We start from the raw sequence: 21736 nt of genomic DNA, 5'->3' as shown, positions 1-21736 counted from the left end.
GGCCCTGGGTCAGCGGGTGCGGATCCAGACCGTCTTCTCCCGGGTCCACTGGTCGAAGGCGTTGGTGGACTTCTCCACACCGCCGAATCCGGACTGCTTCCAGCCGCCGAAGGGGGTGGTGATGTCACCCTCGCTGTAGGCGTTCACGGAGATCACACCGGCCTCGATGCCGCGAGCCAGCCGAAGCGCGCTGTCGAGGTCCCGGGTCCATACGGACGCGGCGAGCCCGTACTCGGTGGCGTTGGCCATGCGTACCGCCTCGTCCTCGGAGCCGAAGGTCTGGACGGTGACGACGGGGCCGAACAGTTCCCTGGTGAGGACGTCGCTGCCGTCGGGGGCGCCGGTGATCACGGTGGGCGGACAGTAGGCACCGCGCGGAGGCAGCCCGTGGGGCAGTCCCCCGGTGTGGACCCGGGCCCCACCCGCTCTGGCCGCGTCCACGGCCCCCGCGACCCGGTCGAAGGCGGCACGGTTGATCAGCGGCCCCAGCTGCGTGCGCGGGTCGGCCGGATCACCGATGACGAGTTCTCCCGCCGCGGCCGTGAACCGCTCCAGGACCTCCTGTGCGATGTCGCGGTGGACCAGGACACGCGAGCCGGCCGTGCAGTTCTGCCCCGTCGTCAGGAACGCGGCCTCGATCATGTGGTCGATCAGCTCGTCCCCGTGGTCGAGCGCGTCGGCCATCAGCACCTGCGGGCTCTTACCGCCCATCTCCAGTGAGACCCGCTTGAAGTTGCTCTCGGCGGCGTCCTTGAGGATGCGACGGCCGGTCGCGGTGGAGCCGGTGAAGGAGAGCGCCCCCACCAGAGGGTCACGCGCGAGGGCCGCCCCGGCTTCCCGGCCGTACCCGGGCAGGACGGTGAGCACCCCGTCCGGCAGTCCTGCCTCGGCGGCGAGCGCGGCCAGGTGCAGGGCCGAACGCGGGGTCGCCTCGGCCGGCTTGACCAGCAGGCAGTTGCCCGCGGCCAGGGCGGGCCCCACCTTCCACGCGGTCATGGCCAGCGGGTAGTTCCACGGCAGGATCGCCGCGACCACCCCGACCGGCTCGCGCATCATGAGACCCAGCCCGTCCGGACGGCTCGGCGCGACACGGCCGAAGACCTTGTCGGCTGCCTCGGCGAACCAGCGGATCGACTCGATCGCGCCCGGAACGTCGCCCGTGCGGCACTCCGTGATCGGTTTGCCCGCGTCCTCGCTGTCCATACGGGCAAGGATCTCGGCGTCGCGTTCCATCAGGTCGGCCAGCCGCACCAGCACGGCACTGCGTTCGCGGGCCGGCAACCGCGCCCACACCCCTGCCTCCCAGACCTGCCGGGCCCGCTCGGCGGCCTTGGCGACGTCGTCGGCGCTCGCGGCGGGCACCGTGGTGACCGGCTCGCCGGTGGCGGGGTTGACGACATGCAGCATCCCGTTCGTGGTCATGCCTCCTCCACCAGCTCCCAGCGGCCGTCGGCTTGGCGGGCCAGTCCGCGGCTGCGGAGGTCCTCCAGATAGCGGGCCACGCCGCGATCACCGCGCCTGCGGAACAGCGGGAAGACCTTGGGCAGCAGGTTCGGCGCGAGCATCGCGAACCGCACCAGACGGGACTCACCGGCCCGGGGATAGGCCTCCAGGCGGGGCTTGTCCAGCAGGCTCACCACGGCCGCGACGACGTCGGCGGGCTGCTGCGGGGGTTCCTGGAACTGCAGGGAGTTGCCACCGTCCACGGCCTCCTGACGCAGCATTCGGGTGTCGGTCGCCGACGGCAGCACCGCGCCGGCCAGGATGCCCTTGCTCCTGAGGTCGAGCCCGATGGCGAGCATCGCGCCGCGCAGCCCGAACTTGGAAGCCGTGTAGACCGGGGTCTCGCCGAGGGGGAAGATCCCGCCGAGGGAGACGGTGGTGACCACCCGGGCATCCGGCGAGGCCTGAAGCAGGGGGATCGCGATCCTGGTCGTGATCAGCGGGGAGGTCAGGTTGAGGGTGATCTCCCGCTCGATGCTCTCGACACTGCGGACGTCGAAGCGTTCGGCGCTGGTCATACCGACGTTGTTGACGAGGACGTCGAGGCGCCCGTAGGCGTCGGCAACCAGCTCGAACAGCCGCTCCACCTGGGCGCGGTCCATCAGGTCGCAGCCGATCCCCCGGTGTCCGGCACCCGGCAGCCCGGCGGCGACCTTCTCGGCCCGGGTCTCGTCGATGTCGACGACGACGACCCGGGCGCCGCCGGAGGCGAAGCGGCGGCACAGCGCACTGCCGATGCCACCCGCGCCGCCGGTGACCAGCATGACCTTGTCGGTGAAGTCGAACCCGCTCATGCCGTCGCCTCCGCACGTCGCGGGGACCGTGTCGACGACGGCGGCCGGCCCTCGGTACGCCAGCCCATCTCCCCCGCGACCTTGGCCAGGTACTTCACGAAGGCCCCGCTCTCGACGTAGCCGGTGTGGCGGGGCGATGCGACGAACTTCAGCCCGCCGGTCAGATCCGGGCGGTCGGCGCGGATCATGCGGGCGAACCGCTCCGCGCTCGACGGCCTGTGCCGCACGTCGTGGAGGTACCCGGCAATCAGCTGCGCCTGGGTGTCGAAGAGCTGGTAGGCACCTGAGTTGGTCTCCACGAAACCGACGCCGAACAGGCCCTGGTGCTCGCGTGAGAACGACGACAGGTAGAGGTCGGGGTGCTGCTCGTCGCCGAAGTACTGCTGCGCGACCGGCACTTTGTGGACGTAGCCGGTGGCCAGCAGGACGAGATCGAAGTCGTCGCTCGTGCCGTCGGTGAAGTGCACGGTCCGGCCCTCGGTGCGGGCGATCCCGGGCTTGGCCGTGATGTCCCCGTGCTGGAGGTGGTGGATCAGCATCGAGTTGATGGCCGGGTGGGTCTCGAACAGCTTGTGGTCCGGCTTCTGCAGCCCCAGCCGCGTCGGATCGCCGTTGAGGACCCGCAGAAGGGCGCCGAAGACCCGCTGCGCCAGCCACATCGGCAGGTGCGGCCCGCTGTCGGCGATGGTGTCCACCGGTCGGCCGAACAGATGCTTGGGGATGAACCAGTACCCGCGCCGCATGCTGATCACCGCGTGGTCCGCGGTCCGGGCCGCGTCGCACGCGATGTCACACCCGGAGTTCCCCGCCCCCACGACCAGGACCCGTTTGCCCCTCAGCTCCTCCGCGCTGCGATAGCCGACGGTGTGCCGGACCTCCCCGCTGAACTCCCCCGGCAGCTCGGGGACGTTGGGGTGCCACTGCGAGCCCGTGCACACCACGACCTGCCCGTGCACGCTCTCCCGGCCGTCGGACCGGGTGACCGTCCAGGTGCCGTCCGCGTTCTTCTCGACCCCTCCGACCTCGACGCCGAACTCGATGCGGTCCGTCAGCCCGTAGGCATCGGCGAAGGACCGCAGATACATGAGGATCTGCCGGTGCGGCGGGTAGTCCGCGAAGTGGTCGGGCATCGGGAAGCCGCCGAATCCCGACAGGGTCCTGCTGGAGATGAAATGGGCCGACTCGTACATCGGGCTTCCGGGATTGTCGATGTCCCAGATACCGCCGGGCCCGGTGTGCCGCTCCAGATGCGTGTACGGCAGCCCTCGCTCCGCCAGAGCCCGCGCGACCGCCAGCCCGGCAGGTCCCGCCCCGATCACACACGTGTCCAACTGGCTTTCCGTCACGGGCCCGCCTCCTCGTTCGTCCCGCTTCACGGAGCGGGTCTGGGAGAAAACGTATGCACCCGCCGTTCGGCGGAAACTGACTCGGGCGGCCACGGACCGGACCTCAGCGGCCGCGCCACCACGGCATCCGGCGTCGCCTGATCGCGATGATCCTTGCTGCGGACCTGGACGCACGCCTCACGCACGGCTTCCGGCTCACCTGCGAGCACCGGATCCGCGCGCTCGGACGTACCGATTGAGGCCGATGCGCTCCATGAACACCCTCGGTGACGCCGGCGTCGAGATGGCCGACCAGCACACACCGCACCGACCACGCCTCCAGCCACAGCAGAGTCGGTGACTCAGAGATACTGAAGAGACGTTTCCGCAGGTCGGAGCACGTTAATGGTGGGGCGGGTGGGACTCGAACCCACGGCCGACGGATTACGAGTCCTTCGAGGATCTTGGCGACCCTTGTCGATCATTGCTCACCTTAGCCGTTTTCCCAGGTCAGGCGAGGTTTGACGCCTCAGTCCCCCTCGGCCCTTGTCAGTCTTTTCCGATCCTTGTGTCCAACCTGCGTCCAGAACTGGTCCTGGACGGACGATCTCAACTGCCACAGCGTCCTTCGCTGCAGTTGAGAGGCGCGCCAAGAATCGAGTGGGGCGGATTTCCCTTCCGACGCGCAGCGGCGCTGCACCTCTCCGGCCCACCCCGGCGGGGTGGGCCGGAGAGGTGGGCGGGTTCGGCCCCAGAGCGGCCCACGCCTTGAGTCTGCCCTCGTGCGAGTGGGCGATGTGCTCGATGACGAGCGGGGACTCGCCATCGTGAAACGGCGACACACGGCCCCGTGTTCGCTGCTGGGCCCCTGGCCGAGACTTTGCAGCTTCACTGCCGACTCTGATGCGCCTGACGGAAGGCGCCGGGAGCGACACCAGTGTGGCGGGTGAAGAATTTTCCGAAGTTGGTGGGTTCGTCGAAGCCGAGGCGACGGGCGATGGTCGCCACGGGTTCGTCGGTGTGGGCGAGCAGACGTTGGGCCTCCAAGGCGACGCGGCCGTCGATGACGTGCTTGACGGGCTGCCCGGTGGCGGCGGTGCAGGCGCGGGTGAGGGTTTTGACGGTGTAGCCGAGGTGTTGTGCGTAGTCGGCGGCACGGCGGGTGGTGGCGTACCGGCGTTCCAGTTCGGCCCGGAAGCGGGCGTAGACCTCGCCGCCCGCGCCCGGGTCGGCGCCGCTGTCCGGGTGCGGCAGCCGATCGATCTGCAAGAGCACCGTGGCCAGCAGGAGTTGCAGGATCTCCGCCGAAATGGCCTCCACCGGCCGGTGGTACTCGGCGCGCAGCTGGCCCAGCAGAGTGGACAGCACCGCGTAGGTGGGGCTCGCGCCCAGTTGCCGGCACGCCGGCCCGTACCAGTCGTTCACCAGTCGGTCGGCACTGCTGGTGTGGGGTGGGAAGGCGGGCGTGAACAGCAGGTGGGTCCCGTTGGCAGTACCCGGCCGTACGAAGCTCTGCACCTGGCCGGGGCGGACCCACAGCAGGGTTCCGGGCCGGCAGGGGTGGGTCACGAAGTCGACGGCGTGTTCGCCGCTGCCTTCGGTGATGAGGGTGAGGGCGTGGAAGTCGACCCGGTGCACCAGGTCGGTCGGTCTGCCGCGGCGCCGGCGCCGCTCGTGCAGGGTCGCGAGATCGATGATCTCGAACCCTGGGACGCGCTCCTCGGGCGCATTGAAGTCGAGCCGGAGGATGGCATCGCCTTCCGGCAGATCGCCGATGTCAGGGCCCGCGGAAACCATCACGATCTCCACATGTCCTCGAATTACCACTCCATGTCGTCATGCTATCTCGTCTACCTGCGACTTTACGACGACAGTGGAGGAGATCAAGACGGCGAAAGACCGTCATTCACCGCAAGGAGCATCCCCATGAACGGCACGGTCACGGTCCTCGACAAGGGCGCGGTCCGCCTCCACAGCTACATGTCCCCGGCCGACACCTTCCACACCACCACCCAGCTGATCGAGACGCCGTCCCGCATCATCGCGATCGACGCCCAGCTCCTTCCCGCCTACGCGGACGAGGCCGTCGCCTACGCCAAGGGACTGGGCAAGCCGCTGGACCGGCTGATAGTCACCCACGCCCACCCGGACCACTACAACGGCGCCGCCCGCTTCGGCGCCCCCGTCCATGCCCTGGCCCAGGTGCGGGAGCAGATCGTGGCGCGTGGCGACAGCAGTCTGCCCACCGGCCTTGTCATTCCGGTCACCGACTTCACCCCGGACGTGGCCCTCGTTCCGGGCACCGAGGTCATCGACGGCGTCACGTTCGTATTCGAGGCCGTCTCCGGCGGCGAGGCCGCCGACGAACTCCTCGTCAAGCTGCCCGAGCAGGGCGTCCTGGTCGCCCAGGACCTCGTCTACAACGACGTCCACCTCTACCTGGGCAACAACGACATCGCCGGCTGGCAGCAGGCCGTCGACGCACTCGCCGCCGAGTCCGGCTACGACACGATCCTCGCCGGCCACGGGCTGCCCACCGGGCCGGAGATCTACGAGGAAGTACGCCGCTACCTCACCGACGCCCGGGAACTGCTCGGCAACGACGGCCAGGCGTACAAGAAGGCGATCGTGGACCGCTACCCCTCCCACATCGGCCCGTTCATCATCGACATCGCCAACCGCTCCCTCTTCCCCGCCGGAAACTGAGCATTCCCCCCTTTCCATCAACTCCGCCGATCACAGAAGGACTTGTCATGCCGTCAGTTCGATCGCGCCATGCTCGCGTTACGGCCGCCGCAGTGGCCTCGCTGTTCGTCCTGGGTGCCGCCACTCCCGCTCTCGCCACCCCTCATGCGACCGGGAGGCCCGCCGCAGCCTCCGCACACCACCGTGCGCCCCTGCCCACCAGCTACACGATCCCCGGCGACAAGACCTACCCCGAGGGCATCGCCCGCCAGCAGGGCACCCCCTACTTCTACGTCGGCAGCACCGCCGACGGCACCATCTACCGCGGCGACGTCCACCAGCCCGCTACCAGGGTGTTCCTGCCGGGTGGCGAGGACGGCCGCACCTCCGTCGCCGGTATGAAGACCGACCGCACCGGACGGCTCATCGTCGCGGGCGGCGCCACCGGCAAGGTCTTCGTCTACGACACACGAAGCCGCGCCCTGCTCCACGTCTTCGACACCGGCCGCACCGACGTCTTCCTCAACGACGTGGCCCTGGCCCCCAACGGCGACGCCTACATCTCCGACTCCACCCACCCCGCGCTGTGGCACATCACCGCCGCACAGCTGAAGAGCGAGCACGTCCAACAGCCCCTGCACGTCGGGGTGGACTTGAGCCACTCACCGATGCTCTACAACGACGGTTTCAACGGCAACGGCCTGGTCGTCACCGGCGACGGCCGCTACGTCCTGCTGGCCGACTACAACGACTACGCCTTCTACCGCGTCGACGTCCGCACCCACAAGGTCGTCCGCGTCGACCTCGGTGGCGCCGAGGGCGTCTCCGGCGACGGTCTGCTGCTTCGCGGTGACACCCTCACCGCCGTCACCGAACTCGACCACCCCGAGGGCCAGATCAGCGTCCTGAAGCTCAGCCACGACTACACCAGGGCCAAGCTCGTGCGCACGGTCCACGGCCACGGCATGCACAGCCCCTCCACGGCCGCCGTCGACGGCCGTGACCTGCTGATCGTCAACTTCCAGTTCCAGATCACCAACCCGCACCTGCCGTTCGACATCGTGCGCGCCGACCTCCAGTAGCGACCAGGCGCGGAGCAAGGAAGGGACGCCACCGCCCTGCAGATCACCATCGTCGATGCCGGCAGCATCGCCATCCCGGCAAGGCCGTACGACTCGTCGACGAACCACACACCCGGAACCACAGCAGGGGCCCTCGCAGTGCCCTTCGACGCAGCCAAGCAGCTCGCCGCGTCCAACGGAGCGGGGCTGAACGGCAACACCTTCGCGGCCGAGCGAATCGCCGAATCCGCCGCACCCGGTACACGATCAAGATCGTCGCTCCTTGAGCCGCGCAGACACGACTTCCCTCGCACACTGCCCACGCGCCAGCCCCACGGGCCGCGAAGTGGCCCCACTGATTCCGCACCAGGAGAAGCGCCCATGCTGTTCCGCACCTCCCTCACCGCGCTCGCGGCCACCGCTGCCCTACTGACCGCCGCATCCACCGTCACCGCCGCGACCATGCCGCTTTCGGCGCCCCGTATCGCGGACCACTTCGATCTGGCCTCCTCACAGCAGCCCGAGAACATCACCATTGACCGCACCGGAACGGCGTACCTGACCTTCTCCTTCGCCCGCCAGGTCGTCCGGCTCATCCCGGGCGGTCGGACGCACGTGCTGGCCACCCTCCCGGCCCCGGCCGAGGCCGACACCCCCAACCTGGGCAGGGCGTTCGTAGGCGGCATCGCCCGCGCCGACGACGGCACCCTCTATGCCACCTACGCCACCGGCACCGCCGACCTCACCGGCATCTGGGCCGTCCGCCCCGGCGGCCGCCCGCGCCGTATCGCCGCCCTGCCCGCCGACGGCCTGCCCAACGGCCTCGCCCTGGACCAGCACACCGGCCGCCTCTACGTCACCGACTCCGTGCACGGAGTCATCTACCGCCTCCCCGTGCACGGCGGCAAGGCCACCGTCTGGGCCGGTGGGGAGGCCCTGCAGCCCACCACGTTCGCCGGCGCCAACGGGATCAAGCTGCACAACGGGGCCGTCTGGGCCACGAACTCCGACCACGGCACCGTCCTCCGTATCCCCGTCACGACTCGGGGCTCCGCCGGACCGGTCGAGGTGCGGGCCAAGGGGATCAGCGCCATCGACGACTTCGCCTTCACCGGCCGCGGAGACACCCTCCTGGCCGCGCACAACGGCAACGGGGTCGACCTCGTCCGCCCCGACGGGACCCACACCGCCGTGCTCACCGCGGCCGACGGCCTGCAGACCCCCACCTCCGTCGCGGTCCACGGCCACAGGGTCTACGTCCCCAGCGCCGCCTACCTCACGAACACGGACCCCAACCTGCTCATCGCCCACCTCGACCGCTGACACGGCCGCCGGAGCGAAGCTCCTCCGGGGCGGTGCCACGCCCATCGAGCGACGCACCGCCCCGGGAACACAAGGGCGGAAGGCGCGCCGCCTTCCGGCACAGCGCCGCCTTCGCCGCCTGTCTCCCGTCGTGATCCTGGGCTCCCGGCGGGACGATGGCCTACCCCGCATCCGTCGCGACGCAACCGTCGCTGCCTGCGGATCAGCACACCGTCCCGAACCGAACAACCCGCGGGCCAACCGTCAGAGGTGCTGCTCGGTGGCCCTGATGCGGTCGTACTCGTCCTGGCGCTCGTCCGTGATGTACGCCGGGATCGGGAAGTCCCACCAGCCGGGGACCCAGGGGCCCGCGGCATCGCGGTCCGTGGGCACCTCGATCACGGCCGGCGCTCCGGACTGGACCGCCTTGCGCAGGGTCGGCTCCAGGGACGCGGCATCGTTGACCTTCCACGACTCGATCCCGAACGCCCGGCCCATGGCCGCGAAGTCAGGGCTGTACGGCGAGCCGTCGGGGTGCGAGAACTCGACGCCGATGTGCCGCGAGGTCTGCTTGCGCTGGCCGCCTCGGATCGACATGTAGCCCGCGTTGTTCTGGACCACGAAGATCACCGGTGCGTCGGCGGTGACGCTCAGGGCGATCTCCTGAGAGGTCATCAGGAAGTCGCCGTCTCCGAGGACGCACACGACCGGACTGTCCGGCCGGGCGAGCTTGGCGCCGACGGCGGCCGGGATCGCCCAGCCCATCGAGGAGAAGCCGCCGGAGGTGAGGTGGGTGCGCGGTGAGTAGACCGGGAACGTCTGCTTCACCGCTCCCTGAGTGTTGCCCGAGCCCGCGACGATGATCGCGTCACGCGGGAGCACGTTGCGCAGGGCGCCGAGCGGGCGCTGCGAGGTGAACGGGAACCGGTCGCTGTCGCGGCGGCCGGCGAGCTTCTCCTCCCAGTCCTGCTTCAGCCGCGCGAGTTCGGCGAGGTACTCGGAGCGGTCGACGCCCTTCGAGGGAAGGGAGTCGACGATCGCGGCCACGGCGCGCTGCGCGTCGGCGACGATGCCCACATCGGCGGGGTAGTTCTTGCCGATCTCGTGCGGGTCGATGTCGATGTGGATGAGCTTCGCGGGCGGGATGGAGAAGCTGATGCCCTTGGCGTAGCTGGAGGCGGACCAGTCGGTGAAACGGCAGCCGACCGAGATCACGACGTCGGCGGAGCTCGCGATCGCGTTGCCGGTCATGGTGCCGGTCTGGCCGACGCTGCCGGCGAACAGCTCGTGGTCCTCGGGGAAGGCGCTCTTGCCGTTCCAGGTGGTGACGACCGGGATCTGCCACCGCTCGGCGAGCGCGAGGACCTGGTCGGACGCCTCGGACGTGATCGCGCCGCCGCCGACCACGATGACCGGCCGGGTCGCCGTACGCAGCACGTCGACCGCGCGGTCCACCGCCTCCGGGTCGGGGTGCTGGCGGCCGACCGGGACACGCCGCTCCAGGTCGTGGAGTTCGACGTTCGCGGCCTCGGCCTGTACGTCCATGGGGACTTCGAGGTGCACCGGGCCCGGGCGGCCGGTCAACATGGAGTTGAAACAGCGGTGCAGGATGAAGGGAAGCTCCTCGACCCGGGTGACGACCCAGTGCCGTTTGCTGACGGCCTCGGCCACCTTGGGGAAGTCGTTCGCCGTGTAGCGGTCGAGTTCCTGGAGCAGTCCGTGGCCGCGCATGTGGGTCGGCGGGCCGCCCGTGACGACGAGGACGCTGGTGGAGTCCGTGAACGCGGTGCCCATGCCGATGACGGTGTTGCTGGCGCCGGCGCCGATAGAGGTCACCGCGGCCTGCGGGCGACCGGTGACGCGGTAGTAGCCGTCGGCGAGGTGGACGGCGCTCTGCTCGTGGAAGGTCTGGATGAAGGGGATCCTGGACTCGTCGTCGAGGAAGGCGTCGGTCAGTGACCAGATGCCGTGGCCGGGGATTCCGGCGACGACGTCGACCCCGTAGTTGCGCAGGGTCCGCGCGACGATCTGGCCTCCGGTGAGGACGGGCATGGTGTGCTCCCAATCAGCTGGGGGGTGAGGAGATCAGGCGTTCTGACGGGCGGCCCAGGCGAAGCCCTGGGTGCACAGGCGGGTGACGTCCGGGTTCTGGAGGTCGTCGAGGTCGTGTCCGACCGCGCTGTAGAAGACGCGGCCCCGACCCCAGGTGCGGGTCCATGCCTGGGGGATCGTCTTTCCCTCCAGCCACGGCAGGTGTTCGCCGGTGAAGGTGGTCTCGGCCAGGACGTGATTGTTGGGGTCGACCGACATGTAGTACTGCTCGGAGGCGACCCGGAAGTCCTTCACCCCGGCGGTGATCGGGTGGCCGGTGTCCGTGACGGTGACTTCGTAGGGGTACTTCACGCCTTCGCCGGCGGGGTGTTCGAGGAAGCTGCCGCCGATCAGCCAGTGGTACTTGAGGCTGGTGCGGAACGCGGCGGCCGCGCCGTGCCAGGCGGCGATCCCGGTGCCGTTCTCCACCGCGCCCAGCAGGTTCGACTCCTGGGCGGCGGTCAGGCCCTCGGACAGCAGGGCGTTGTTCCAGTTGAGGGCGATGAGGTCGTAGCCTGTGAGGTCGGCGTCGAGGGAGAAGATGTCGTTGGTCTCGTCGACGTCGAACCCGAGGTTCTTGAAGATCGGCAGGGCCCATTCCTCGGCCACCTGGTAGGGCTTGTGCCCGGGCCAGCCTCCGTAGAGATACAGAACGCGGGTCATGCGGTGCTCCCTGAGGTCGTACGGGCAAGGGCTTCGGCACGGCTGCGCAGGCGCTCCGCCACCTCCATGGCGTCACCCTCCGGCGCGGTGGACTTGCGCTCCGGCTTCGCGGTCAACAGGTACACCAGGCCCACGGCCGAGACGATGAGGAAGCCGATGAGCGCGACCCACCGGTCCACGAAGGGGGTTGCGGAGTCACCGGTCGGCCAGGCGAGAAGGACCATGCCGAGCACGCCGTAGGTCAGGGCGGCCACGGTCACCGCGAAGCCCCACCGGCCCAGCGTCCAGGCTCCGGCGGGGCGCCAGCCCTTCAGGCGCATCCGCAGCGCGGCCAGTACGACCATCATGAAGGCCGCGTATCCGGCCAGCATCTGGAACGCCGCGATCTTCGTGAGGGAGTCGGGCGAGTAGTAGACGAACACGAAGAGCAGCAGCGGAAGGACGTTCACCGCCAGCAGCGCGTTCAAGGGGACCCGATGCTTGCGGGAGATCTTCGAGAAGACGCGGGACCCGGGGAACATGTCGTCGCGGGCGAAGGAGAAGACGATCCGGCTGGCGGCGGCCTGCTGACTCATCACACCCGCGATGAAGGACGTCATGATCACCGTGAGCACCACCTTCGTGCCGATGGTGCCGACGGAGTTCTGCAGGATCGACGGGATCGGGTTGGTGTCCTTGCCGGAGAGGATCGAGGCGAGGTCCGGAGCCGCGAGGGCGTAACCCACGAAGGCGAACAGCGCGGCCACTCCACCGACGGCCACGGTCAGCTGCATGGCCCGCGGGATGCTGCGGGAGGGGTTGGGAACCTCTTCCGCGATCTCGCCGCACGCCTCGAAGCCGTAGAAGAGGAAGAGCCCGACGAGCGAGGCGGCGATGAAGGCCATGACGTAGTTGTCGTGGGTGGAGCTGCTGGTCTCGAAGAAGATCGAGACGGAGTTGTGCCGCTCGAAGACCAGCAGGTAGAGGCCCACGACGACGATGCCGATCAGTTCCGCGGCGAGTCCGATCTTCGAGATCAGGGCCAGCGTCCTGGTGCCGAAGCAGTTGCAGATCAGGCAGACGACGGTCACCGCGATCGCGATCCACAGGCGCTGGGCGGGGGTGGAGCTGATGGCGGGCTCGTCGGCGGTGCCGGCGAAGAGGCTGGCCGCGAAGTCCGAGCTGAACAGTGCGGTGCTGGTGATGCCGATGGTGATGCAACAGATGTAGGTCCACGCGTTGAACCAGGCATAGCGGCCGTTCCACAGCCGTCTGACCCATTGGTACAGGCCGCCCGCAAGCGGGAACTGCGAGACGACCTCGCCGAAGACCAGCGCGACCAGGAACTGCCCGGCCCCGACGATGCCGATCCAGAAGACGGACGGCCCGCCGGCGGTCGCCAGACCGACCGCAAAGAGGGCCACGACACCCACGAGGGGCGAGAGGTACACGAAGCCGAGGGCGAAGTTGCCCCACAGGCTGACCTTGCGGTCGAACTTCTGCTCGTAGCCGAGCACGGCGAGCATTTCCGCGTCCGCGGCCGAGGAGACGGGGCTCTGCGCCCCGTCCGAGCGGCTCACGGCGGCGGATGTGGGCGCTGAGTGCGCCTCGTTGTCGGTGGCTGACATGACGATCTCCGTGGGTCGAGGGGGACGTGCTCCTTGTCGGACGGCTGCCGGGCTGCTTCGCGGGGCCGGCATAAATCGCGATCCGTCACCGCGGATCAGCTCTGCTCGAAGGTGTGGTCGGTCCACTCCAGCGGGGCCGATCCGTAGCGCGCGGCACGGACGTCTCCCGAGCGCGCGTGTCCCTCGAAGTTCTCGATGCGTGAGGCCCTGCCGCAGATCTCGCCGAGCCGGGCACTGGAGGCGGGGTCCCTGATCTCCTGGTAGGTCACGGTCTTCAGGTACTTGCCGACCCAGAGGCCGCCCGTGTAGCGGGCCGCGCCCAGGGTGGGCAGCACGTGGTTGGTGCCGATGACCTTGTCGCCGTACGCGACGCAGGTCTTGTCGCCCAGGAACAGGGCGCCGTAGTTGCGCATGCGGTGCAGTGCCTCGCGGGGCTTGGCGGTGAGGATCTGGACGTGCTCGCTGGCGTACTCGTCGGCGAGTGCGTAGGCGGCGTCCAGGGTGGGGACCAGGATCACCTCGCCGTGGTCGCGCCAGGCACGGCCGGCGACCTCTCCGGTGGACAGGCCTGGCAGCAGCTTGTCCACCCAGGCGATGGTCTGCCTGCCCACCTCCTCGGAGGTCGTGATGAGGACGGCCGGGGAGTCGGGTCCGTGCTCGGCCTGGGACAGCAGGTCCGTCGCCACCACGAACGGGTCCGCGGTGCCGTCGGCGACGATCAGTACCTCCGTCGGTCCGGCGAAGAGGTCGATGCCGACCTCGCCGAACAGCTGCCGCTTGGCCTCCGCCACGTAGGCGTTGCCGGGCCCCGCGAGCATGTCGACGGCGTCGATCGTCTCGGTGCCCAGCGCCAGGGCGGCCACGGCCTGGACACCGCCCATGACGTAGATCTCGTCGGCCCCGGCCAGGTGCATCGCGGCGATGCTGACGGGCGGCGGAGCACCCCTGTCGGGCGGGGTCGTCGCGGCGACCCGCTCGACACCGGCGACCTTCGCCGTCAGGACCGTCATGTGGGCCGACGCGGTGAGGGGGTAGCGGCCGCCGGGGACATAGGCGCCGGCCGCGCCGATGGGGATGTTGCGCTGGCCCAGGAACACTCCGGGCAGCGTCTCCACCTCGAAGTCGGTGAGGGAGTCGCGCTGGGCCTGGGCGAAGCCGCGGACCTGCTTCTGCACGAACCGGAGGTCGTCGAGGACCGTCTCGGAGACCGAGGAGACGACAGAGGCGATCTGGTCGGGGCCGAGCCGGTAGGACTCCGGGCTCCAGTCGTCGAACTTCTGCGACCAACGGCGCACGGCGGCGTCGCCGTTCGCCCGGACATCGGCGATCACGTCCGCGACGGTCTCGACGATTTCCGGACGGCTGGTCCGCGACGTCTTGACGGCGACAGGAGCCTTGATGGTCTGGTGTTGGGCTGACACTCTGCACTCCTTGCACGGGGTCGTGCCTGCGGGCTTGCCCTGAAGTCTGGGGAAACACGAGGTGAGACGACAGGCACGATGTGTGCAATATTGGCCGTCGATCCTGCACACACCGAGGTAGTGGCTCATGGCTGAAGTCCTGACGGTCCGTACCGCCCTGGAGCTCGAGGTGTTCAGGCGCACGACCGTGCGTGTGTACGCCGGGGAGAGGAATCTGGACCGTCCCGTGCGCTGGGTGCACACCGGGGAGATCCCGGACATTCATCGCTTTCTCACCGGTCAGGAGATGCTGCTGACGGCGGGCCTCGGCATGGGCGCGACCTCGCTGGAGCAGCGGGCCTTCATCCGGCGACTCGCGGACGCCCACGCGGCCGTGCTCGTCGTCGAACTGGCCGGGCGCATGTTCGACACCATGCCGGAGGCAGTGATCGAGGAGGCGGAGGCGGTCGGCCTGCCCCTGGTGGGACTGACCGACGAGATCCCCTTCGTCGAGACCTCGGCCCAGGTCCACGAGGTGCTGGTCGGGATGCGCGTCCAGCAGCTGATCGCCGAGGAGGCCACCAGCCAGGCGTTCATGGACCTGCTGCTGGCGGACGAGGACTACGTCGGCGTGGTCAGGGAGCTGGCCCGGCGCACGGGGCACCCCGTGGTGCTGGAGGACGTCGCTCACCAGATGCTGGCGTACGGCGGCGCGACGCCGGAGGCCGACCGGATCGTGGACGAGTGGAGCGCGCATTCCCGGGCGATCCACGAACGCCACACCTCGCTCGCGACGCAGGATCCCGGGGTGCCCACCGCCCCGGCGGCCTCGTTCCGCGAGGTCGCGCCCTGCGCCCGCCAGCCCGTGGTGCTCCGGGGCGAGTCATGGGGCTGGCTGCACCTTCTGCACGGCGGCCGGCGGCCGAGCCCGCCCGAACTGCGCACGCTGGAGCGGGCCGCCGCCGCCATCGCGATCTCGCTGCTGAGCGAGCGGGAGAGCGGCGCCCGCGCCTCCCAGCGCCAGACGGCGCTGCTGAACCGGCTGCTGCTCGGCGACATCACGGGAGAGCGGTTCGTGATCCTCGGCCTGGCGCTCGGTCAGGACCTGCGGGGACGGGACCTGATCGTCGTCACGGCGTGGGCGGGGGACGACGAGCCCGTCAAGGACCACATCCTCGCCCGTCTGCTGCAGGACGCCGGCTGGCCCGCCGTCGTGGGCGACACCGGGGACTTCGACGTGGCGGTCGTGGGTCTGCTCACCGGCACGGACGCGGACCGGGTGCGGACGCTGCTGACCGAGCACGGGGCCCGGGCCGGCGTCAGCCGGATCGTGGAGCCGACGGCCCTTCCGCTGGCCCTGCGCCAGAGCCGCAGCGCGGCGTCCGTCGCCGCGGCGGCCTCGACCGCGGAGGTACGGCACTTCGACGACCTGGGGGCTCTGCGCCTCCTCGTCGCCCTCTCGGAGGGGCCCGAGCTCCGGCGGTACGTCGAGGACGAACTCGGTTCGCTCCTCGAGCACGACGCGCTGGCGAAGAACCCCCTGCTGCCCACCCTGCGCACGTTCCTCGACTGCGGCGGCAACAAGGCGCGGGCGGCGGAGGAACTCTTCATCCAGCGGCGCACCCTCTACCACCGCCTCGACAAGCTCTCCGAGATCCTGGGCCTCGACCTCACCCAGGTCAACAACCAGCAGCGACTCCAACTGGCCGTCCGCGGCCACGATCTGCTGCGCAAGCCGACACTGCGACGGACGTGACCCGCGGGACGTGCGACCTCCGTGCCGTCAGCCCTTCGTCGCCCTCGCCAGGGCAGGGGCGATCCGCAGGGCGTTCGCCCCGATCGTCAGGGCCGGGTTGAGTGCCGCAGAGGACGGGAAGAACGACGAGTCGGTCACCCACAGGTTGTCGACGTCATGGCTGCGGCACAGGGGATCGAGGACGCTCTCCGCCGGGTCGTGACCCGCCACGGCCGTGCCGCACATGTGGGAGTTGGTCTCGATGCCCATGCGTTGGGTGAAGATCAGCGGATAGCCGGCCTTGCGGACCGCCCGGGTCACCCGGCGCACGAGTTCGTGGTGGGGCGCGAGGTTGGTCGGCGTCCAGTCGATGAGGATGCGGTCGCCGTCCACCCGGACCCGGTTGTCCCGGGACGGGAGGTCCTCGGTCGTCAGGTAGATGTCGAGGCTGCGGGCAGCCATGAGCTTCAGGGCCCAGGTCGGCGCCCACGGACGGGCCGGCTTCAGCATGGGCGCCTGGAGCTTGCCCAGCATCTGGAGGTTGCCGAGCGGGAAGCGGGTGCCCGGTCCGGCCTCGTAGAAGTCGTTCAGGCCCAGCGTCTTCTGCCACTTGGTGGGGTTGGTCCGCAGCGGGTTCACCCCGACGAAGAACGTGCTGTTGTGGACCATGTAGTTGCGGCCCAGCAGGCCCGACGAGTTGGCGAGCCCCTGGGGGTGCGCGTCGCCGCCCGAACGCAGCAGCAGGGCGGCCGAGTTGACGGCACCTCCGGCGAGGGCGAAGGACTTGGCGTTGATGCGGATGATCCGGCCCGCGTGCCGGGCCTCGGCGGCGACGACCTTCCGGCCGTCGGGCGAAGTGATCAGACGGGTGATCTCCGCACCCGTGAGGATCTTCACGCCGTCGCTCAGCGCGGGCAGCAGGAGCCGGTTCTCGGCGTCGGACTTCATACCGGTCTCGTCCGGACAGCCGTCGGCGGCCGTCACGGCGGCACGGTCGGCCTGCGTGCTGATGTTCAGGGCGTTCGGGGTGTGGAACGGGTGCAGGCCCTGCCTGCGCAGCGACCTGGAGAACCGCTCGATCTCCGGTTCGTGCTGGAGCGCCGGATACGGGTACGGCTTGGAGCGGGGTGGCTCGGTCGGATCCTCGCCGGTCTGCCCGTGCACCTGGAGCAGTTCCTCCATGGCGGTGTAGAAGGGCTCCAGGTCGTCGTACGAGAAAGGCCAGGCCTGCGAGACACCCTCATGGTGTTCCACCTCGGTGAAGTCGCTGCGCCGGAATCGGGGCAGCATCGCGCCGTAGAAACGGGTGTTGCCGCCCACCCAGTAATAGACGCCCGGCGCGAACGGCTTGCCGTTGCTGCCGTCGTACCAATAACCGGCGTTCTTGTACCGGCCTTTGATGTACATCTCGGCCGGCTGCGAGTTCTCGGGTTCACGGGGAAGGAAATGGCCCCGCTCGGCCACGAGCACGTCGAGACCGGAGTCCTTCAGCGCCCAGGCCAGCGCGGAACCGCCCATGCCGGAGCCGATGACCAGGACGTCGGTGCTGATCTCCTCGGCCGTGCCGACGGAGACGAGGGCCTCGGGCCGAAGCTCCGGAGGCGTGTAATCCTTGCGGACCGGGTCGGACATGAGTCGGGGTCCCCTCTTTGCCACGGTATTTCGAAGAGAGCCTAAGCAGCGGCACGGATGCAGCACATGCACGGAACGGGTAACGACTGCCGTCGGAATTGCTCACTTCGTGCATGGGCCGAAGATGCCCCGCCTCCCTAGCCTCTCCGGAAACCAGCTATGTGGAGGCGAAATGTCCGGGGAATCGTACGACTATGTCGTGGTCGGGGCCGGATCGGCGGGCTGTGCGGTCGCGGCCCGGCTGTCCGAGGATCCCGAGGTCACGGTCGCGCTGATCGAGGCGGGACCGCCCGCCAGGGGCCGCCTGTTCGAGATCCCCGCCCTGTTCTCGCAGCAGCTCAAGACCGCGTTCGACTGGGACTTCGAGACGGAACCCGAGCCGCGGCTCGGCGGGCGCCGCGCCTATCTGCCCCGGGGCCGGGCGATCGGCGGCACCAGCTCGATGAACACGATGCTGTACGTCCGCGGCCACCGCTACGACTACGACACCTGGGAGCGGCTCGGCAACCCGGGCTGGGGGTACGACGACGTCCTGCCGTTCTTCAAGAAGTCGGAGGACAACGAGCGTGGGGCCGACGACTTCCACGGCGTCGGCGGCCCCCTCACCGTCAGCAACCCGAACTCGGTGCACCCGCTGCTGACGGCGTGGGTGGAGGCGGCCCAGGACGCGGGCCACAAGTACAACGGGGACTTCAACGGGGCCGAGCAGGAGGGCGTGGGCTACCACCAGGTCACCCAGCGGAACGGTCTGCGGTGCAGCAGCGCGATCGCCTTCCTGGAGCCGGCCGCGGGGCGCCCGAACCTCACCGTGCTCCCGTCGACGACCGCGCTGCGGCTGCGCCTGGACGGCTCACGCGCCGCCGGCCTGGAGGTCGACCACCTCGGGACCGTCCGGACGATCCACGCCGACCGGGAGATCGTGCTGTCCCTCGGGGCCTACAACTCGCCCCACCTGCTTCTCCAGTCCGGTGTCGGTCCGGCCGACGAACTGGCCGCGGGCGGGATCACCCCGCTGCACGACCTGCCGGACGTCGGCCGGAACATGCAGGACCACACCGGGTGCTTCATCAGCTTCTTCAGCGACACCGAGCCGCTCCTGGGGCCGGACACCTCCGCGGAGGAGCGGCTGCTGCGGGAGCAGGGCACCGGCCCGATGGCGTGGAACGAGACCGGTGGCTTCTTCAGCTCCGGAGACGACGTGCCCGCCCCGGACATCCAGGTGCACGCGGCGCTGGGCATCGTCCGCGACGAGGGCCTGGCCGCGCCGCTGGAACCCGGGATGTCGTTCGGCCCCTACGTGGCCCGGCCCACGAGCCGCGGCTCGGTGCGGCTGCGGCACTCCCACCCCTATGCCAAGCCGCGCATCTTCCACAACTACCTCGACGACCCCGACGACCGCCGGAGGCTGCGCGAGGGTGTCCGGCTGTGCATGCGCATCGCCCGCGAGCAGCGGCTGACGTCCCTGTTGCAGTCGGACCTGCGCGAGGCCGCCGACGCAGGGCTCGCCCCCGTGTCGGACTGCGACCAGGACATCGACGAGTTCATCCGCACGCAGTCGTTCTCCTTCTACCACCCGTCGGGCACCTGCATGATGGGCAAGGTCGTGGACCACGAGCTGCGGGTGCTCGGGCTGGAGAACGTCCGTGTGGCGGACACGTCGATCATGCCGACCCTGGTCACCGGGAACACCAACGCCCCCGCCATGATGATCGGCGAGCGGGCTGCCGCGTTCATCCGGGCGTCCGCAGGCTGAGGCCGAGCGCGTGCGGTCACACGGTACGAACGACGATTCCGGCGGCTTCGAGCGCGGTGACCTCCGCGGCGGCCGCGGTGGTGTCCGTGACGAGGGTCTGCACCTGGGCGGCGGGGCCGACCCAGGCATAGGCGGTGTGGCCGAGCTTGCTGGCGTCGGCGGCGGCGACGACACGGCGGGCGGAGGCGATGCCTGCCTTCTTCACCGCTGCGTCGTCGAGGTCGTAGGCGGTCAGGCCGTCGCCCGCGCTCAGCCCACAGCAGCCGATGACGGCGGTGTCGAAACGCAAGGCAGCCAGGGAGGCCAGGGTGAGGGGGCCGGTGAGGGCTCCTTCGGCGGCGCGGGGCTGGCCGCCGGGCACGACCAGGGTGGCCGGGCCCGGGGTCTCGGCGAGCAGGTGGATCGCCTGCAGGGACAGCGGCATCACGGTGACCGGCCGCTCGCGCAGGAGGCGGGCGACCTCCAGGCAGGTGGTGCCGCTGTCCAGCAGGACGCTCTCGCCGTCGGCGACGAGCGCGGAGATCTCGGCGGCGATCCGGCGTTTGGCCTCGACCGCGTCACGGGCGCGCAGCGCGAAGGGGGGCTCCTCGCCCCGCAGCAGGAGGGTGCGCGCCCCGCCCCGGACGCGTTCGAGGACGCCCTGGGCGGCGAGGGTGTCGAGGTCGCGCCGGATGGTCATCTCCGAGGCGCCGGTCAGTTCCGCCAGCTCCTGGACCGTGGCGCCTCCGGAGTCCCGGACGACCTTCGCGATCAGCCCGTGCCGGTCTGCGTAGCTCATACCGCGATTGAACACCATGACGAAACGAACAAATAATGTGTTCACTTGACCGGCTTTAAAACATGCAAAATGTTCGTTACGGTGGACGGCATGGAACGTCCCCTGCGAGCCGCCCGTGTGGCGACCTACGTCTACTTCGTCCTGTGCGGCACCTTGACGGGCACCTGGGTGGTGCACATCCCCGCGATCGAGGAGCGCGTCGGCATCAGCCACGCCGTGCTCGGCGGCCTGCTGGTGGTGCTCGGGGTCGGGGCCTTCGCGGGTATGCAGGTGGCCGGTCCCCTCACCGACCGTCTCGGCACCCGCACCGTGGTGCCCACGGGCGGTGTCCTGTGCGGCGCGACCCTGTTCCTGCCCGGTCTGGCCCAGGACCCGTGGACCCTAGCCATCGCACTGCTGGTCTTCGGGTTCTGCAACGGCTGCCTGGACGTCAGCATGAACGCCCACGCCGTGCACGTGGAGAAGGCGTACGGCCGCCCCGTGATGTCCGGCTTCCACGCCACGTTCTCCGTCGGCGGCGTCCTCGCCGCACTCGCCGGCGCCGGCGCGGCGGGCGCCGGCCTGACCCCGGCGCTGAGCATGGCCGCCGTGGGAGCCGCGGGCGTAGTCGTGGCTCTGGCCTCGGCCCGCGCCCTGCTGCCCGCCGCCGGGAGGCCCGGCCGCCGGGCGGCGACCGGTGAGCGGCGCGGCACCCCCGGCCGAGTCTGGCTGCTGGCCGGGCTGGCGCTGATGGTCATGCTGTGCGAGGGTGCCGCCAACGACTGGAGCGCCCTGCACCTGAAGGACGTCATGGGCGCGTCGGCCACGACCGCGGCCTTCGCGTACGGCACCTTCGCCGCGGCCATGACCCTGGGCCGGCTCCTCGCCGACCGTCTCGTCCTGCGCTTCGGTGCGGTGGCGATCCTGCGGTACGGCGCGAGTGTGGCCGCCGTCGGCATCACCCTGGTGATCGTCGCCCCGTGGATGTGGGTCGTGTTCACCGGCTGGGCGCTGTTCGGCCTGGGCCTGTCCGGCTGTATCCCGCAGCTGTTCAGCGCGGCCGGGCACACCGACCCCTCCGCCGCCGGGGCCAACGTCTCCCGCGTCGCCGGGCTCGGCTACGTCGGCATGCTCGCGGGCCCCGCCGTGATCGGCTGGCTGACCCACCTCGTCTCCCTCGACCACGCCTTCGTCCTGCTGGCCCTGCTGTGCGTGACTACCGCCGTCGGCGCCCGCGTCCTGCGCACCGATCCGGTCGTCGTCCGTCGGGGCGAGAGCGCGGGGGCCGACGGCACCCCCGAGCACGAGATGGCGGGCAACCCCCACTGACCGCTTGTGCGGCACGGTCCCTGACAACCGTGCCGCACGAGCTCTCCCCCCACCCGGCCGCCCAGGCCCGGGAGGAAAGCCACCGGCCGACCGTAGGAG

General features: G+C 70.0%; 16 protein-coding genes. 6 read left to right on the top strand and 10 right to left on the bottom strand.

What is annotated here, in order from left to right; genetic code table 11:
• Nucleotides 1-9 precede the first annotated feature (9 nt).
• The 4 genes from EHS43_RS00575 to EHS43_RS00560 form a co-directional block, all read right to left on the bottom strand.
• Nucleotides 10-1422, bottom strand: coding sequence for an aldehyde dehydrogenase family protein (locus EHS43_RS00575; RefSeq protein ID WP_125188371.1), 1413 nt, complete (start codon nucleotides 1420-1422; stop codon nucleotides 10-12).
• Nucleotides 1419-2297, bottom strand: a complete 879-nt coding sequence (locus tag EHS43_RS00570; RefSeq protein WP_125188369.1) for an SDR family NAD(P)-dependent oxidoreductase — start codon at nucleotides 2295-2297, stop codon at nucleotides 1419-1421. Before EHS43_RS00570 ends, EHS43_RS00575 begins: the two co-directional genes overlap by 4 nt.
• Nucleotides 2294-3643 carry an NAD(P)/FAD-dependent oxidoreductase gene (locus EHS43_RS00565; protein WP_185806067.1) on the bottom strand — a complete coding sequence of 450 codons (1350 nt, stop codon included), beginning with the start codon at nucleotides 3641-3643 and terminating at the stop codon, nucleotides 2294-2296. The genes EHS43_RS00570 and EHS43_RS00565 overlap by 4 nt, the downstream gene beginning before the upstream one ends.
• A gap of 867 nt (nucleotides 3644-4510) precedes the next feature.
• Entirely contained in the window at nucleotides 4511-5419 is a 909-nt protein-coding gene (locus EHS43_RS00560; protein WP_125188367.1) for an AraC family transcriptional regulator, read from the bottom strand.
• A 129-nt stretch (nucleotides 5420-5548) separates the two neighbouring features.
• Between EHS43_RS00560 and EHS43_RS00555 the strand changes: the two genes are divergently transcribed.
• The 3 genes from EHS43_RS00555 to EHS43_RS00545 all read left to right on the top strand — a co-directional run bounded on the left by EHS43_RS00555 (nucleotide 5549) and on the right by EHS43_RS00545 (nucleotide 8691).
• Complete coding sequence (locus EHS43_RS00555) at nucleotides 5549-6328, top strand: MBL fold metallo-hydrolase (RefSeq protein WP_125188365.1); 780 nt, start codon at nucleotides 5549-5551, stop codon at nucleotides 6326-6328.
• A gap of 92 nt (nucleotides 6329-6420) precedes the next feature.
• Entirely contained in the window at nucleotides 6421-7389 is a 969-nt protein-coding gene (locus tag EHS43_RS00550) for an SMP-30/gluconolactonase/LRE family protein (RefSeq protein WP_185806066.1), read from the top strand.
• A gap of 360 nt (nucleotides 7390-7749) precedes the next feature.
• Nucleotides 7750-8691 (top strand): SMP-30/gluconolactonase/LRE family protein, encoded by a 942-nt coding sequence (locus tag EHS43_RS00545; protein WP_125188363.1) that lies wholly within the window; start codon nucleotides 7750-7752, stop codon nucleotides 8689-8691.
• Between the two features lie 243 nt (nucleotides 8692-8934).
• Here the strand turns inward: EHS43_RS00545 and EHS43_RS00540 are convergent, their stop codons facing one another.
• From EHS43_RS00540 to hisD, 4 genes are all read right to left on the bottom strand, one after another.
• On the bottom strand, nucleotides 8935-10722 hold the full coding sequence (locus EHS43_RS00540; protein WP_125188361.1) for a thiamine pyrophosphate-binding protein: 1788 nt from the start codon (nucleotides 10720-10722) through the stop codon (nucleotides 8935-8937).
• A gap of 33 nt (nucleotides 10723-10755) precedes the next feature.
• Nucleotides 10756-11424, bottom strand: coding sequence for a ThuA domain-containing protein (locus tag EHS43_RS00535; protein ID WP_125188359.1), 669 nt, complete (start codon nucleotides 11422-11424; stop codon nucleotides 10756-10758).
• Nucleotides 11421-13031, bottom strand: coding sequence for an APC family permease (locus EHS43_RS00530; RefSeq protein WP_125188357.1), 1611 nt, complete (start codon nucleotides 13029-13031; stop codon nucleotides 11421-11423). The genes EHS43_RS00535 and EHS43_RS00530 overlap by 4 nt, the downstream gene beginning before the upstream one ends.
• A gap of 95 nt (nucleotides 13032-13126) precedes the next feature.
• Nucleotides 13127-14452 carry a histidinol dehydrogenase gene (hisD, locus tag EHS43_RS00525; RefSeq protein WP_125188355.1) on the bottom strand — a complete coding sequence of 442 codons (1326 nt, stop codon included), beginning with the start codon at nucleotides 14450-14452 and terminating at the stop codon, nucleotides 13127-13129.
• A gap of 127 nt (nucleotides 14453-14579) precedes the next feature.
• Between hisD and EHS43_RS00520 the strand changes: the two genes are divergently transcribed.
• Nucleotides 14580-16187, top strand: coding sequence for a PucR family transcriptional regulator (locus tag EHS43_RS00520; protein WP_125188353.1), 1608 nt, complete (start codon nucleotides 14580-14582; stop codon nucleotides 16185-16187).
• A gap of 27 nt (nucleotides 16188-16214) precedes the next feature.
• On the opposite strand, the gene EHS43_RS00515 is transcribed toward EHS43_RS00520, so the two are convergent.
• A complete protein-coding gene (locus tag EHS43_RS00515) occupies nucleotides 16215-17798 on the bottom strand; it encodes a GMC oxidoreductase (protein WP_125188351.1) in 1584 nt (527 codons plus the stop codon).
• A gap of 172 nt (nucleotides 17799-17970) precedes the next feature.
• On the opposite strand from EHS43_RS00515, the gene EHS43_RS00510 reads away from it, so the two are divergent.
• The gene (locus EHS43_RS00510) at nucleotides 17971-19551 is read left to right on the top strand and encodes a GMC family oxidoreductase (protein WP_125188349.1); all 1581 of its coding nucleotides are present in this window, start codon (nucleotides 17971-17973) and stop codon (nucleotides 19549-19551) included.
• A 16-nt stretch (nucleotides 19552-19567) separates the two neighbouring features.
• Here EHS43_RS00510 and EHS43_RS00505 read toward each other — a convergent pair whose 3' ends face one another.
• Complete coding sequence (locus EHS43_RS00505; RefSeq protein ID WP_125188347.1) at nucleotides 19568-20329, bottom strand: DeoR/GlpR family DNA-binding transcription regulator; 762 nt, start codon at nucleotides 20327-20329, stop codon at nucleotides 19568-19570.
• A gap of 90 nt (nucleotides 20330-20419) precedes the next feature.
• On the opposite strand from EHS43_RS00505, the gene EHS43_RS00500 reads away from it, so the two are divergent.
• Nucleotides 20420-21637: an MFS transporter gene (locus tag EHS43_RS00500; RefSeq protein ID WP_260470324.1), complete on the top strand. Its 1218-nt coding sequence runs from the start codon at nucleotides 20420-20422 to the stop codon at nucleotides 21635-21637.
• Nucleotides 21638-21736 lie beyond the last annotated feature (99 nt).

Origin of the sequence: Streptomyces sp. RP5T, assembly GCF_003933965.1 — a bacterium.
Taxonomy (GTDB): Bacteria; Actinomycetota; Actinomycetes; order Streptomycetales; family Streptomycetaceae; genus Streptomyces.
This window is presented reverse-complemented; position numbering and strand designations above follow the sequence as displayed.

Excerpts from the sequence above, each read along its gene's own strand:
- EHS43_RS00575 (WP_125188371.1), bottom strand. The coding sequence starts at position 1,422 with ATGACCACGAACGGGATGCTGCATGTCGTCAACCCCGCCACCGGCGAG.
- EHS43_RS00570 (WP_125188369.1), bottom strand. The coding sequence starts at position 2,297 with ATGAGCGGGTTCGACTTCACCGACAAGGTCATGCTGGTCACCGGCGGC.
- EHS43_RS00560 (WP_125188367.1), bottom strand. The coding sequence starts at position 5,419 with ATGGTTTCCGCGGGCCCTGACATCGGCGATCTGCCGGAAGGCGATGCC.
- EHS43_RS00555 (WP_125188365.1), top strand. The coding sequence starts at position 5,549 with ATGAACGGCACGGTCACGGTCCTCGACAAGGGCGCGGTCCGCCTCCAC.
- EHS43_RS00545 (WP_125188363.1), top strand. The coding sequence starts at position 7,750 with ATGCTGTTCCGCACCTCCCTCACCGCGCTCGCGGCCACCGCTGCCCTA.
- EHS43_RS00540 (WP_125188361.1), bottom strand. The coding sequence starts at position 10,722 with ATGCCCGTCCTCACCGGAGGCCAGATCGTCGCGCGGACCCTGCGCAAC.
- EHS43_RS00535 (WP_125188359.1), bottom strand. The coding sequence starts at position 11,424 with ATGACCCGCGTTCTGTATCTCTACGGAGGCTGGCCCGGGCACAAGCCC.
- EHS43_RS00530 (WP_125188357.1), bottom strand. The coding sequence starts at position 13,031 with ATGTCAGCCACCGACAACGAGGCGCACTCAGCGCCCACATCCGCCGCC.
- EHS43_RS00520 (WP_125188353.1), top strand. The coding sequence starts at position 14,580 with ATGGCTGAAGTCCTGACGGTCCGTACCGCCCTGGAGCTCGAGGTGTTC.
- EHS43_RS00515 (WP_125188351.1), bottom strand. The coding sequence starts at position 17,798 with ATGTCCGACCCGGTCCGCAAGGATTACACGCCTCCGGAGCTTCGGCCC.
- EHS43_RS00510 (WP_125188349.1), top strand. The coding sequence starts at position 17,971 with ATGTCCGGGGAATCGTACGACTATGTCGTGGTCGGGGCCGGATCGGCG.
- EHS43_RS00505 (WP_125188347.1), bottom strand. The coding sequence starts at position 20,329 with ATGAGCTACGCAGACCGGCACGGGCTGATCGCGAAGGTCGTCCGGGAC.
- EHS43_RS00500 (WP_260470324.1), top strand. The coding sequence starts at position 20,420 with ATGGAACGTCCCCTGCGAGCCGCCCGTGTGGCGACCTACGTCTACTTC.